The following is a 13,165-nucleotide window of genomic DNA, read 5'->3' on the forward strand; positions in this document are numbered from 1 at the left end:
AGGAGTCTGACAGCCCGCCGGCCCGGACCCCCGGACCGGCGGCACGCCCGTCAGAACACCCGGTCGTACTGCGTGTCGGCGCCGACCGCCGTGGCGGTCCGGGCCGCGAACGGCGCCCGCCAGTCACCCGTACCGGCGTAGAAGTACGCCTTGCCCGCCGCACTCCGCGCGTACAGGTCGGGACGCCCGTCCTTGTTCCCATCGCCGATCCCCACGACGTCCCGGTACTCGTTCCAGCCGCCGCCGACCTTCACCCGGGGCGCGTACGTGCCGTCGCCCTTCCCCAGGTACAGCCACAGCACCCCGGCCCCGTCCCGCGCGACGAGGTCACCGGCCGGAGCCCCGGCCACATCGCCCACGGCGACCAGCTCGTTGTAGACGTCCCACCCGAACCCGATCCTCTTCCGCGGCTTGTACGGCGCGGACGCGGCCCCCGTCCCCTCGTACAGGTACAGGTCACCGGCCTTCTCCACCGCGACCAGGTCCGCCCGCCCGTCGCCCGACAGATCGCTGCCACCGGCGAGCAGGTCGTAGACGCCCCACCCGGCACCGATCTTCCGGGGCTGGTGGCCCGACCGCACGTCGTCGCCCTCGTGCAGCCACAGGACGCCGGCCTTGTCTCGGGCGACGGTGTCGAAGACCTCGGTGCCGGCGACGTCGCCCGTGGCCTCCACGCGGTCGTAGGCGTTCCAGTCGCCCCACCAGATCACCGAGCCGTACTCCTGACCGGTGACGAGCCGGCCCGTGGCGTCGTCCCAGCGCGTGTCGAACGCGTCGACCGCGCCGTCCGCCCGGCGCGCGAACAGGTCCACCGAACCGTTGGCGCTGTAGTCGTGCGGCTGCGGCGAACGCTTCAGTTCGAAGCTTCCGGTGGCGGTGACGGCCGGCATCCCGTTCCAGGGCTTGGCCGTCACGGTCCAGTCGTACGTGCCGTTGGGAGCGGCCTCCAGGTGTTCGCCGCGGTACCCGCTCTCCCCCGCCCAGTCGATGCCCAGCGAGCCGTCGGGCAGAACGCCCGTGCCGGTGGTGCGGGGCCGGAGTTCCGTCACGAAGGTGCCCAGGCCGTCCCTGCGCTTGAATTCGATCGTGAGATCGATCTGGCTGGTGGAGAACTTCCAGCTCAGCGGGATCTTGGCGACGCCGTCGAAGTTCAGGACGGCCGGGACGGCCGCGCTCGTGAAGCCGACCGGGGTCGTGGGGGCCGGCGGCTCGCCGGTGGAGGCGATCAGCTCGGCGGCCGGCCTCCCGTCCGCGCCGACGGCGATCCGGTAGACGCCGCGCCCCCGGTCGGCGGTGGTGCCGAAGGCGAGCACCGTCCCGTCGCCCGACTTCCGCACGCTCTCGGCGTGGTCGAGGAGCCTGACCGGGGCCCCGTCCACGAGGGGGTGGGCCACGAACCCGCTCCCGGCCCCGCCGCCGTTCGAGACGAGCCAGTCGCCGATCAGCTCGCCGCCGTCCCCCGGGCCGAGGTCGCGCGGCAGCGGCGTACGCGTCACCTCGGCCGAACCGCGCTTCGCCGAGGCGAGGACGGTCTTCCCGTCCGCCTTCGCCCGCTCCACCCACACGACGCGGTCCCGCGTGATCGAGGCGCCCATCATGGAGGCGTCCGGGCTCACGGGGTACTTGTCGCTGACGCGTGCCCCGGCGATGTCGACGACCACCAGGTTGGTGCCGCCCGGTTCGCCGGTGCGGCGAACGACGAGAGCGGTCCCCGGCAGGCTGTCGACGACGGAGAAGGAGGACTCGTGAATCCACTCCAGCCCCTCCACGTCACGACCGCCCTCCGGGGTCACGAGCCGGATGTCGAAGTCGAGGTACTCCTCGAAGAGGGCGGTGCCCACCCCGTACCTGGCCTCTCCCTCGAACCCGCCGAAGGTGACGGGGGCCGCACCGGTCGCCATGTCGTACGCGGTCGCCGACTCGGTGCCGAACCGCTGGGGCCTCGCCTTGGTGACCAGCACGACGTCCGAGGCCGAGCCGTGGACGCCGGACCCGCTAGAGGCGATGACCTTCGACACCCCGTCCGAGTAGCGCGTCCACCGCGCGACGCCGTCCGCGTCCACCGTGAGGAACCCGGTCTTCCCGGCACCGGCCACGTGTCCGCCCGACGCCAGGAACGGGACCTGGATCGGAGCGGCCGCCCGCGCCGTCACGGCCACGGGCACCGCGGCGACGGCGGGAACGGAGAGCAAGGGGGCGGCGACCGCCAGAACGACCCCCACCGACAGCACGACACGACGAGACAAAACAGTACGCAAGGCGCGTTCCTCCCCCACTTGACGAATACACCCCTCTCGGCCCCCGGTCCCGCCGAATGGTTGTACGACTAACCTCGACGTCCATGAAGATCCGTAGGGGCGGGCCCGAAGACATGCCCGCGACACTCACCATCCTGGACAGCGCCGTCGTGTGGCTCAACGGCAAGGGGATCACCGCCCAGTGGGGCACGGAACCCTTCACCACACGCCCCGCCGCCGTACGCCAGGTCGAGGAGACGGTGGCCGAGGGCGACCTCTGGCTGGCGGAGGTCGACGGCGTCCCGGCGGGCACGATGACCCTGACGCCGCACCCCGGCAAGCACGTACCCCCAGCAGAAGAACCGGAGGTGTACGTACGGCTCCTGGCGACGGACGCCCGCTTCCACCACCACGGCGTGGGCGCGGCCCTCCTGGCCCACGCGGCGGCGGAGACCCGCCGCCGGAAGGTCTCCCTCCTCCGGGTGGACTGCTTCGCGGGCAGCGAGGGCCGCCTGATCGCGTACTACGAGAAGCAGGGCTTCACCCGCACGGACACCTTCGCGGTGGGCGACTGGCAGGGCCAGATCCTGGAACAGAGGGTCTGACGAAGAGACGGGCCGGGCCCCGGAACGGCGGGCCCGACGACGACGTACGGGAGGGGGCGGGGCCGGAGCGGGGGAGGCCCCGGCCCCGTCACCACCGCCCGCCCCGGCACTACGCCGCGGTCACCAACCGCTCCCGGGGAACGAACCGAACCCGCGGATGCCCCCGCCGCCACCCCACGGCGACCTTGAGCCCCCCGACCCGGGCGAGCACGAGCCCCACCACCACGGCGGCGGCAAGCGAGATCAACCCGCCGGCGGCGAACCCGACCCGGGCGCCGTACGCGTCGGTGACCCACCCGAGCAGCGGCGCCCCGATGGGCGTCCCCCCGGCGAAGACCATCATGTAGAGGCTCATCACCCGACCCCGCATCGCGGGATCCGTGGCCATCTGCACGGCGGAGTTGGCGGTGACGTTGACCGTGAGACCGATCATGCCGATCGGCACGAGCAGCAGCGCGAACATCCAGAACGCCGGCGACAGGGCCGCCACGACCTCCAGGACGCCGAAGACACCGGCGGCGATCACCAGCATCCGCAGCCGGGTCGAGCCGCGCCGGGCGGCCGCGAGGGCGCCCACGAGCGAGCCGGCGGCCATCAGCGTGTTGAGGAAACCGTACGTACCGGCCCCCACGTGGAAGACCCCGTCGGCGAAGGCCGTGAGCCAGATCGGGAAGTTGAACCCGAACGTCCCGATGAAGCCGACCAGCACGATGGGCCACACCAGATCGGGCCGTCCGGCCACGTACCGCAGCCCCTCCCGGAGCTGTCCCTTCCCGCGCGGGACGCGCTCCACCTTGTGGAGCTCACCGGTCCGCATGAGCAGCAGACCCACCAAGGGCGCGACGAACGAAAGACCGTTCAACAGGAAGGCCCACCCGCTTCCGACCCCGGCGATGAGGACACCGGCAACGGCGGGCCCGACGAGCCGCGCGGACTGGAAGTTGGCGGAGTTCAGCGAAACAGCGTTGCGAAGCTGCTCGGGCCCGACCATCTCGGACACGAAGGACTGCCGCGCCGGATTGTCGACGACGGTGACCATGCCCAGCAGGAAAGCGATCAGATAGACGTGCCAGACCTGCACGTGCCCGGAAAGGGTCAGGACGGCGAGCGCCACACCGCACAGCCCGAGAGCCGCCTGGCTGACGAGGAGGAGCTGCCGCTTCGGGTACCGGTCGGCGATGACGCCGCCGTACAGGCCGAAGAGCAGCATCGGCAGGAACTGGAGGGCCGTCGTGATGCCGACGGCGGCGGCCGAGCCGGTGAGGCTCAGGACGAGCCAGTCCTGGGTGATCCGGGCCATCCACGTACCGGTGTTGGAGACGATCGCTCCGGTGAAGAACAGCCGGTAGTTCCGGATCTTGAGCGAAGAGAAGGTTCCCCCGCCCCGGCGGGTGTAGGTATCGGGTTTGTGGACGGGTGCGGAGTCTGCTCCGGGTCCCGTACTCAAAGTGCGTCGCCTCCTCGGCTCGGGGTCTACAGGTGTGCGAGCTTCTCCAGGACGGGGGCGGCCGCGCGCAGCTTGGCCCATTCGTCCTCGTCCAGACCCTCGGCGAGCGCGGCCAGCCAGGCGTTCCGCTTGCGGCGGGACTCCTCGAGCATGGCCTCGGCCTGCTCGGTCTGGCTGACCACCTTCTGCCGGCGGTCGTCGGGGTGCGGCTCCAGCCGGACCAGTCCCTTGGCTTCGAGCAGCGCGACGATGCGGGTCATCGAGGGCGGCTGGACGTGTTCCTTGCGGGCCAGCTCGCCGGGGGTCGCGGAGCCGCAGAGCGACAGGGTGCCGAGCACCGACATCTCGGTGGGGCTCAGCGACTCGTCGACGCGCTGGTGCTTGAGGCGTCGGCCCAGCCGCATGACGGAGGAGCGGAGCGCGTTCACGGCCGCGACGTCGTCGGCGGTGCCGCGGGACAGGTCAGGCATGTTCGTTAGCATAACTCATTACTCTGCCTAAATACCACTGGAAACCCACCGACGTCGCACGGATCACACAACCCACCCCCCGCACCCGCGCGCGACCACACACGCCCGCCCGTGACAACACACACCGGCGCAGATCACGCTTCGGCATCCATGTATCACCCAAACGAGTGAGTCGGATCCAGAAAGTGACGCAAAGAAGCCCCGGCTGCCCCGACCCTGACGGCATGGGATCGACAGTGCTCAGCCTGCGCATCGACGGTGAGCTGCTCGACCGGCTCAGGAGTCACGCCGCGAAAAGGGGAATGAGCGTCCAGGACTACGTGGCCCGGACGCTCATTCGCGAGGATTTCGACGAGCGGTTCAAGACCGCCGTCGACGAGACGGAGAAGTTCTACGGTGCGGAGGGGGAGGAGGCGGAGCCGCGGCAGGCACCCGCCCCGCCCCGGGATCACGTGAGGCCGAGCGCCGGCATCGCGTAGTAGAAGACGAACACCGCCGACACGACGTACATGGCCACCGGGACCTCACGGCCCCGGCCGGCCGCGAGACGCAGCACGCTGAAGGCGATGAAGCCGATGCCGATGCCGTTCGTGATCGAGTACGTGAACGGCATCATCACCATGGCCAGGAACGCCGGCACCGCGATGGTGAAGTCGCTCCAGTCGATGTCCCGGACCGAACCGGCCATGATCAGGAAGCCGACCGCGAGCAGCGCGGGCGTGGCGGCCTGGGACGGGACCATGGTGGCCAGCGGCGTGAGGAACAGCGCCACCGAGAAGAGACCGCCGGTGACCACGGAGGCGAGGCCGGTCCTGGCCCCCTCGCCGACGCCGGCCGTGGACTCCACGAAGCAGGTGGTGGCGGAGGAGGAGGTCGCGCCGCCGGAGGCGACGGCCAGGCCGTCGACGAGGAGGACCTTGTTGATGCCGGGGAAGTTGCCGTCCTTGTCGGTCAGCTTGGCCTCGTCGCCGACGCCGAGGATCGTGCCCATGGCGTCGAAGAAGCAGGACAGCAGCACGGTGAAGACGAAGAGGACGCCGGTCAGGACGCCGACCTTGTGGAAGCCGCCGAAGAGGCTGAACTGCCCGAAGAGGCCGAAGTCGGGCGAGGCGACCGGGTTGCCGGGCCACTCCGGGGTGGTCAGGCCCCAGGACGGGACGTCCGCGACCGCGTTGATCACCATGGCGACGATCGTCATGACGACGATCGAGATGAGGATGGCGCCGGGGACCTTGCGGACGATCAGCGCGAGGGTGAGCAGCGCGCCCAGGACGAAGATGAGGACCGGCCAGCCGGTGAGGTGGCCGTCGCCGCCGAGCTGGAGCGGGACGGTGGTGTGCGCGGCGTCGGGGATGCGGGAGACGAAGCCCGAGTCGACGAGGCCGATCAGCAGGATGAAGAGGCCGATGCCGATCGCGATGCCCTTGCGGAGCCCGGCCGGGACGGCGCTCATGACGCGCTCGCGCAGACCGGTCGCGACGAGCAGCATCACGACGATGCCGGCGAGGACGACCATGCCCATGGCGTCCGGCCAGGACATCCGGGGCGCGAGCTGGAGCGCGACGACCGTGTTGACGCCGAGGCCGGCGGCGAGCGCGATCGGCACGTTGCCGATGACGCCCATGAGGAGGGTGGTGAACGCCGCCGTGAGGACGGTGGCGGTGACCAGCTGGCCGCTGTCGAGCTGGTGCCCGTACATGTCCTTGGCGCTGCCGAGGATGATCGGGTTCAGCACGATGATGTAGGCCATCGCGAAGAAGGTGGCGAAGCCGCCCCGGACCTCGCGGGCGACGGTCGAGCCGCGCTCGGAGATCTTGAAGAAGCGGTCGAGGCCGGAGGTCGGTTCGTGGGAACCGGACGGCTCGGGGGAAGGGGCCTTGGCGGTGGCCGTGGTGCTCATGGGAATCCTCGTAGGAGAGTGTCCGTTTTGGCGGTTCATACGAAGGAAACCCGCCACAGGCAAACCGTTTCAGTATGAACACATGAACGAGCGAGCGTCCATCTCCGCGCGTAGACAAGAATTCGCGCCACCTAGACTGGCCCCCATGGCGAAGTGGACACCGAAGCACGAGGCACCCGAGCCCCTGGAAGGGCCCGTCGTCGCCACCATCACCGGCGGAACGGTCCTCTGGTTCGTCCTCTTCCTCGTGCAGCTCCCCTTCTACGGCTGGTTCGACGACCGGGACCTGACCTGGTGGGTGTGGACCTGCCTGGCCGGGGCGGGACTCGGCCTCATCGGCATCTGGTACGTACGGAAGCGGGACGCGGCGCTCAAGCGGCACGCGGCGGCGACGGCAGCGGCGACGCCGACGGGGGAAGCCCCGGAACGACCGGCTCCGTAACCCCGCCCGGCACCGGAAGCGGCACCGGCGGGTGGTACCACGGGACCACCCCCGTCCCCCCGGGGTCCGATCCCCACCCCCATATCCCCCTCTCCGGCAGGTGAACGCCCCCTTCCGGTCGTACCGTCGAGAGCATGACGCAGCGGGCGAAGATCGACACGGACAACGGCGGGACGGCGGGGAACGGCCCGCCCGTCGAGCACCGCCCGGCCGGACTCACGTCCGCCGAGGTCGCGGAGCGGGTCGCGCGCGGGGAGGTCAACGACGTCCCCGTACGGAGTTCCCGCTCGGCCGTCGACATCGTCCGGGCGAACGTCTTCACCCGCTTCAACGCGATCATCGGCGTGCTGTGGGTGGTCATGCTCTTCGTCGCCCCGATCCAGGACAGCCTCTTCGGCTTCGTGATCGTCGCGAACACCGGCATCGGCATCGTCCAGGAGCTCCGCGCCAAGAAGACCCTCGACGGGCTCGCCGTCATCGGCGAGGCCAAGCCGACGGTCCGGCGCGACGGGACCGCCGCCGAGCTGTCCACCTCGGAGATCGTCCTCGGGGACCTGATCGAGCTCGGCCCCGGGGACAAGGTCGTCGTCGACGGGGTGGTGGCGGAGGCCGACAGCCTGGAAGTGGACGAGTCGCTGCTCACCGGCGAGGCGGACCCGGTGGTGAAGAAGCCGGGCGACCCGATGATGTCGGGCTCGTTCGTGGTGGCGGGCGGCGGCACGTTCACGGCCACGAAGGTCGGCCGCGAGGCGTACGCGGCGCAGCTCGCGGAGGAGGCGTCCCGCTTCACGCTCGTCCACTCCGAGCTGCGCAGCGGCATCTCCACGATCCTCAAGTACGTGACGTGGATGATGGTCCCGACCGCGACCGGTCTGATCATCAGCCAGCTGATCGTCAAGGACACCAACCTCAAGGACTCGATCGCCCGGACCGTCGGCGGCATCGTCCCGATGATCCCGGAGGGGCTCGTCCTCCTCACCTCCGTGGCCTTCGCGATCGGCGTGGTCCGCCTCGGCCGCAAGCAGTGCCTCGTGCAGGAGCTGCCGGCCATCGAGGGCCTGGCGCGGGTCGACGTCGTGTGCCTGGACAAGACGGGCACGCTGACCGAGGGCGGCATGGACGTGACGGCCCTGCGCCCGCTGAACGGCTCCGACGAGGCGTACGCGCGCAAGGTCCTCGGCGCGCTCGGCGCGTCCGACCCGCACCCCAACGCCTCCCTCCAGGCGGTCGTCGAGGCCTACCCGGACGCGGACGGATGGCGCTGCACGGAGGCGCTGCCGTTCTCCTCGGCCCGCAAGTACAGCGGCGCGACGTTCGACGAGGGTGGCGGCGAGGAGTCGTCGTGGCTGTTCGGCGCGCCGGACGTGCTCCTGGCGGAGGGGCACCCGGCGCTCGCCGAGACCGACCACCTGAACGAGCAGGGCCTGCGGGTCCTCCTCCTGGCCCGTACGGACCGCGGGCCCGGCGCCCCCGGGGCGGCGGAGGCCGCGCGCCCGACCGCGCTCGTCGTCCTGGAACAGCGGCTGCGCCCGGACGCGTCCGACACCCTCGCGTACTTCGCCGACCAGAACGTCGCCACCAAGGTCATCTCGGGCGACAACGCGGTCTCGGTGGGGGCGGTGGCCGGAAAGCTGGAGCTGCCGGGCGCGGAGAACACGGTGGACGCCCGCACGCTCCCCGAGGACCGGGAGAAGATGGCGGAGGTGCTGGAGGAGAACGCGGTCTTCGGCCGGGTCACCCCGCAGCAGAAGCGGGACATGGTGGCCGCGCTCCAGTCGAAGGGGCACACGGTCGCGATGACCGGGGACGGCGTGAACGACGTCCTGGCCCTGAAGGACGCCGACATCGGCGTCTCGATGGGCTCGGGCTCGGAGGCGACCCGGGCGGTCGCGCAGATCGTCCTCCTGAACAACTCCTTCGCGACGCTGCCGTCGGTGGTGGCGGAGGGCCGCCGGGTCATCGGCAACATCACGCGCGTGGCGACCCTCTTCCTGACGAAGACGGTCTACTCGGTGCTGCTGGCGGTCCTGGTGGTCTGCTCCCAGGTGGAGTACCCCTTCCTCCCCCGCCACCTGACCCTGCTGTCCACCCTGACGATCGGCGTCCCGGCCTTCTTCCTGGCCCTGGCCCCGAACAAGGAACGGGCGAGGCCGCACTTCGTGCGCCGCGTGATGCGGTACGCGGTCCCGGGCGGGATCATCGCCGGGGCGGCCACCTTCACCACGTACCTCCTGGCCCGCCACCACTACAGCGGCGAGGGCGCCCTGGAGGCGGAGACCAGCGCGGCGACCCTCACCCTCTTCCTGGTCTCGCTCTGGGTCCTCGCGATCATCGCCCGCCCCTACACCTGGTGGCGCCTCGCCCTGGTCGCCACCATGGCCGGCGCCTTCCTCCTCGTCCTGGTCGTCCCCTGGCTCCAGGACTTCTTCGCCCTGAAACTGGTCGGCACGACGATGCCCTGGGCGGCGGCCGCGATCGCGGCGACGGGCGCGGCCCTGCTGGAGATCGCCTGGCGCTGGGTGGACCGGAGGTTCCCGGCGTAGGGGTACCGGGGGTACGGTCCCCCCGTGCGGAACGCGCGTGCGACCGGCCCCCGGGGCTTCAGGTAGCCCGCCAGGAGATGCCTGGCGGTGGCCGCCCGATGGAGTCTCCGTGGCTCGTACCGCTCATCACCCTTCCCTCGCCCGCCGGAACGGTTCTGCCGACCGGCTGCCCGGGGAGCCTCTTCACGCCGTCGTCCTGGACGACCTGAGGTACGGCGCCGGGGACCTCGACGCCGCCGACGCCGTCGACGTACCCCCGGCCCGGCACCGGCACAGCGGGGTCTGGTTCGCCCAGGGGGCGTCCCTCGCGGGCCTCAGTCGAACCAGCGGTCCCTCGACAGTTCCTCCGTGCGGGTCGGGTCCTCCAGGAGGGCGGCGACCTCGAAGCGGCGGGGCCACTGGCCGGCGGCCCAGGCGAGGCCGGCGGCGACGCCTTCGAGGGTGGCGGCGTGGACGGTGCCGTCGGGGGTGCGGCGCCAGTCGAGTTCGGTGCCGCCCGCGCGGAGCTCCTCGTGCTCGACGTAGAAGCCCGGGGTGGCGGGGCCGAGGAGGGCCGTGACGGAGTCCGGGACGCCGTGCTCCTCGCCGGTCGTCGTGACCTCCGCCTCGACCGTCTCGCTCAGGCGGCGCACCTGGAACAGTTCGGCCAGGTCCGCCGCCCGGGACGGGGAGACCGGGAGGAGGGGCAGCCCGGCCGTCAGGGCGAGGAGGTCGGGGGCGTCCGCCACCACCGCGTCCGCCGCGTCGACCACGGTCACGACGCCGTCGACGACCGCCCGCAGCTCGTCCGGGAGGGTCACCTGCTCCGGGTCCAGGTCCGCGAGGGCCGTGTAGAGGGCGTGCAGCTGCGGGGCCGTCACCACCCGGTCCGGGTCGGCCAGGCGGGTCAGGAGCTCCGCCGCGCCGCCCGGCTCGTCCAGGAGCGCCGGGACGGAGGTGCGGACGCCGAGGGCCCGCAGGACCTGCTCGTCCTCGAAGCCGGTCGCGTCGGCGGAGTCGTACAGGCCCATCAGGAGGGGGTCGGTGCCGGCGGCGCGCAGTCCGGCCGGGCGGCGGCCGTCCAGGACCGGGTGGTCCCGGAGCCACCAGGCCGTGTACGAGCGGACGGTCTCCGTCGAGCCGTCCGGCAGGAGGACCCGTACGGGCTCGATCAGGGCGTCCCGCAGGGGCGGCGCGGCCAGCAGGGCGAGCGCCTGCGGCCAGGCGTCGTCGTCGACCAGGTCCAGGTCCCGTACGGCGACGATCTCCGTCGCCACCGGCGGCACCGGCGACTCCGGGAGCCGGTCGAGGACGTCCTCGCACCACACGTCGACCGCGTCGAGGAGCCCGGCGTCGTCCGGCTCCGGGTAGTCGCCCTCGCGGGGCTCGACCTCGTCCGGGTCGAGGACGAGATCACTCGTACGGACGAGGGCGAAGGTGGCGAGCACCCCGCACGCGGTGAGGGGCTGCTCGCCCCAGCGGGCGGCCAGGCCGGCGTCCACGAAGGCGATCTCGTCCTCGCGGACGACGGCGGCGAAGGGCGATCCGGGCAGGACGAGTTCGCTCGCCGGGGCGAGTTCGCCGTCCTCGTCGGGGAGGGCGAGCGCGCCCAGCCACGGCTCCTCGCCCGGGGCCAGGTCCGCGTCCCTGACCAGGGTGAGGACGGTCTCCGCCAGCTCCTCCGCGTCCAGGGCGTCGATGTCCTCGTCCCAGATCTCGCCCACGTCGAGGGAGGCCGCGACCGCGAGCCGCACCTGGTGGGTCGTCAGGATCGCGCGGGGCGTGGCGGGCAGGGCGCCGAGCTTCTCCAGGAGCGGGTGGGCGGCGTCCGGGTGCGCCACCTTCAGGCCGAGCCGGGCCAGCTCGGGCGGGGTGCCCTCCTGCGGCAGGAGGACCTGGCGGGGGCCGATCACCGTGCGGGACCGGGTGCCCCCGTCCTCCTCCGCCAGCGGCACCGGCAGGCCGGTGAGCCGGTCCGGGTCGACGCCGGCCAGCGAGTCGTAGAGCCGCCACCACCAGCCGGCGGGCCGGTCGACCCCGGCCAGGCGGTCGATCGCCTCGGTCAGCGGCACCCGGCCGACGCCGAGCGTGCGCAGCTCCGGGCGGCGTTCCAGACCGGCCGGGAGGAGGGTCGGGAAGACCTCCGCGAGCACGTTCACCGTCTCGGCGCCCGCGCCCTCCACGACCTCCGCCTCGATCGGGCGGAGCGCGGGCAGCTCCTCGGTGGGGACGGCGGGCGCCAGGAACCCGATGCGCGGCAGCCGGTCGAGGATCGCCTCGCGCAGCGCCCCGTCGAGCGGGCCCTTGCCGAACGGGCCGGGCACGAGGTCGAGCGCGGCGGTGGTCACCGGCCGCCAGTCCGCCAGGAGTTCGGCGTACGCGTCGGCCGCCCGCTGAACCAGGAAGTCGGTGAGCGGCCCGGGCGCGGGGTGGCGGCGGGCGGTGTCGAGCGGCAGGGACGCGATGAGGAGGGCGGGGATGCCCAGGGGTTCGTCCGTGGGGGTGGGGGCGTGCACGACGGGGGTGGTCCGCGGGTAGCGCGGGGCCCCCTCGTCGTCCACGGGCACGGCCCAGGTGATCGACCAGAAGGGGCGCAGCCGCTCCTCGACCGGGCGGTCCCGGAGCAGTTCGGCGTCGAGGGGGCCGCCGTGGGCGACGGTCCGCCAGCGGTGCGCGCCGGTGGCGGAGTCGCTCGCGGAGTCCTCGATGCGGACGTAGCCGTCGGCCTCGGAGCGGCGGAGGGTTCGTACACCTTCGGGTGTCTCCACGACGATCTCGGAGAGACCCGGAAGAGTGAGCAGCAGGGCGTCGTCGACCGACGAGAGGAGCCGCTCGGTGAGGTCCCGGGCGGCCGCGTCGCGCAGCGGCAGGACCACGACGGTGTCGTATCCGTCGGGCGCGGTGCCCTCGGCGGGCAGCGGGAGGCGCAGCAGGGGCACGTGGCCGTCGCGGCGGCGCAGTTCGTCGCCGAGGCCGGGGCTGTACCGGGCGGCCTCGGCGGCCATGTCGCGGGCCTCCGCGAGGGACCAGCGGACGCCGCCGTGGCGGCCGAGGACGGCGGGCTCGTCGGTGACGGCGAGGACGGCGGCGAAGCCGACGCCGAAGCGGCCCACGGCCCCCGCGCCCCCCTCCCCGCCCTGCTCGCGCTTGGCGGAGGCGCGGAGGGTGGACAGCGACTCGGCGCCGGTGGCGTCCAGGGGGGCGCCGGTGTTGGCGGCGGCGAGGACGGCGGGGCCCTCGGCGCCCGCCGGGTGCAGGGTGAGGCGGAGGCGGCCGGTGACGCCGGCGCGGTGGGCGGCGTCGGCGGCGTTCTGGGCCAGCTCGACGACCAGCCGGTCGCGGTAGCCGCCGAGCGCGAGGTCCTCCTCGGCGTTGGCGTCCTCCCGGAACCGGGCGGGCGAGGCCCCCCAGACGTCCAGGACGCCGCGGCGCAGCCGTGCGGTGCCGAAGGGGTCGGTTCCGTCGGTCGTCGTCCGGACGCTGACGCTCACGTCTGACTCCACTCTGCGGGGCGGTGAATCGGGGCGGGGCCGGTACGGTGC

General features: G+C 72.5%; 9 protein-coding genes. 4 read left to right on the forward strand and 5 right to left on the reverse strand.

All coding sequences use genetic code 11. From position 1 onward, the window contains the following. Nucleotides 1–50: 50 nt before the first annotated feature. A complete protein-coding gene (locus tag ADL08_RS20445) occupies nucleotides 51–2,222 on the reverse strand; it encodes a hypothetical protein (RefSeq protein ID WP_159043130.1) in 2,172 nt (723 codons plus the stop codon). A 149-nt stretch (nucleotides 2,223–2,371) separates the two neighbouring features. On the opposite strand from ADL08_RS20445, the gene ADL08_RS20450 reads away from it, so the two are divergent. Beyond that, on the forward strand, nucleotides 2,372–2,842 hold the full coding sequence (locus tag ADL08_RS20450; RefSeq protein ID WP_234352206.1) for a GNAT family N-acetyltransferase: 471 nt from the start codon (nucleotides 2,372–2,374) through the stop codon (nucleotides 2,840–2,842). A 109-nt stretch (nucleotides 2,843–2,951) separates the two neighbouring features. Here the strand turns inward: ADL08_RS20450 and ADL08_RS20455 are convergent, their stop codons facing one another. Both ADL08_RS20455 and ADL08_RS20460 read right to left on the reverse strand, forming a co-directional pair. Then, nucleotides 2,952–4,289: an MFS transporter gene (locus tag ADL08_RS20455; protein WP_053645026.1), complete on the reverse strand. Its 1,338-nt coding sequence runs from the start codon at nucleotides 4,287–4,289 to the stop codon at nucleotides 2,952–2,954. 26 nt (nucleotides 4,290–4,315) lie between these two features. Further along, a complete protein-coding gene (locus ADL08_RS20460) occupies nucleotides 4,316–4,759 on the reverse strand; it encodes a MarR family winged helix-turn-helix transcriptional regulator (protein WP_053645027.1) in 444 nt (147 codons plus the stop codon). A gap of 224 nt (nucleotides 4,760–4,983) precedes the next feature. Here ADL08_RS20460 and ADL08_RS20465 point away from each other — a divergent pair, with 224 nt between their 5' ends. Further along, the gene (locus ADL08_RS20465; RefSeq protein WP_053645029.1) at nucleotides 4,984–5,238 is read left to right on the forward strand and encodes a hypothetical protein; all 255 of its coding nucleotides are present in this window, start codon (nucleotides 4,984–4,986) and stop codon (nucleotides 5,236–5,238) included. On the opposite strand, the gene ADL08_RS20470 is transcribed toward ADL08_RS20465, so the two are convergent. Further along, nucleotides 5,208–6,659, reverse strand: a complete 1,452-nt coding sequence (locus ADL08_RS20470; RefSeq protein ID WP_053645031.1) for an NCS2 family permease — start codon at nucleotides 6,657–6,659, stop codon at nucleotides 5,208–5,210. The genes ADL08_RS20465 and ADL08_RS20470 overlap by 31 nt on opposite strands. Nucleotides 6,660–6,804: 145 nt before the next feature. On the opposite strand from ADL08_RS20470, the gene ADL08_RS20475 reads away from it, so the two are divergent. Both ADL08_RS20475 and ADL08_RS20480 read left to right on the forward strand, forming a co-directional pair. Next, complete coding sequence (locus ADL08_RS20475) at nucleotides 6,805–7,101, forward strand: DUF2530 domain-containing protein (RefSeq protein WP_053645033.1); 297 nt, start codon at nucleotides 6,805–6,807, stop codon at nucleotides 7,099–7,101. Nucleotides 7,102–7,235: 134 nt separating this feature from the next. Continuing rightward, nucleotides 7,236–9,644, forward strand: coding sequence for an HAD-IC family P-type ATPase (locus ADL08_RS20480; protein ID WP_053645035.1), 2,409 nt, complete (start codon nucleotides 7,236–7,238; stop codon nucleotides 9,642–9,644). A 314-nt stretch (nucleotides 9,645–9,958) separates the two neighbouring features. Here the strand turns inward: ADL08_RS20480 and ADL08_RS20485 are convergent, their stop codons facing one another. Next, on the reverse strand, nucleotides 9,959–13,126 hold the full coding sequence (locus ADL08_RS20485; RefSeq protein ID WP_053645037.1) for a sacsin N-terminal ATP-binding-like domain-containing protein: 3,168 nt from the start codon (nucleotides 13,124–13,126) through the stop codon (nucleotides 9,959–9,961). Between the last annotated feature and the right edge of the window lie 39 nt (nucleotides 13,127–13,165).

This window comes from Streptomyces sp. NRRL F-6492, from assembly GCF_001280125.1.
In the GTDB taxonomy this organism is placed as follows: domain Bacteria; phylum Actinomycetota; class Actinomycetes; order Streptomycetales; family Streptomycetaceae; genus Streptomyces.

Coding starts and splice junctions, on each gene's coding strand:
- ADL08_RS20470 (WP_053645031.1), bottom strand. CDS start 6,659: ATGAGCACCACGGCCACCGCCAAGGCCCCTTCCCCCGAGCCGTCCGGT.
- ADL08_RS20450 (WP_234352206.1), top strand. CDS start 2,372: ATGCCCGCGACACTCACCATCCTGGACAGCGCCGTCGTGTGGCTCAAC.
- ADL08_RS20475 (WP_053645033.1), top strand. CDS start 6,805: ATGGCGAAGTGGACACCGAAGCACGAGGCACCCGAGCCCCTGGAAGGG.
- ADL08_RS20480 (WP_053645035.1), top strand. CDS start 7,236: ATGACGCAGCGGGCGAAGATCGACACGGACAACGGCGGGACGGCGGGG.
- ADL08_RS20465 (WP_053645029.1), top strand. CDS start 4,984: ATGGGATCGACAGTGCTCAGCCTGCGCATCGACGGTGAGCTGCTCGAC.
- ADL08_RS20460 (WP_053645027.1), bottom strand. CDS start 4,759: ATGCCTGACCTGTCCCGCGGCACCGCCGACGACGTCGCGGCCGTGAAC.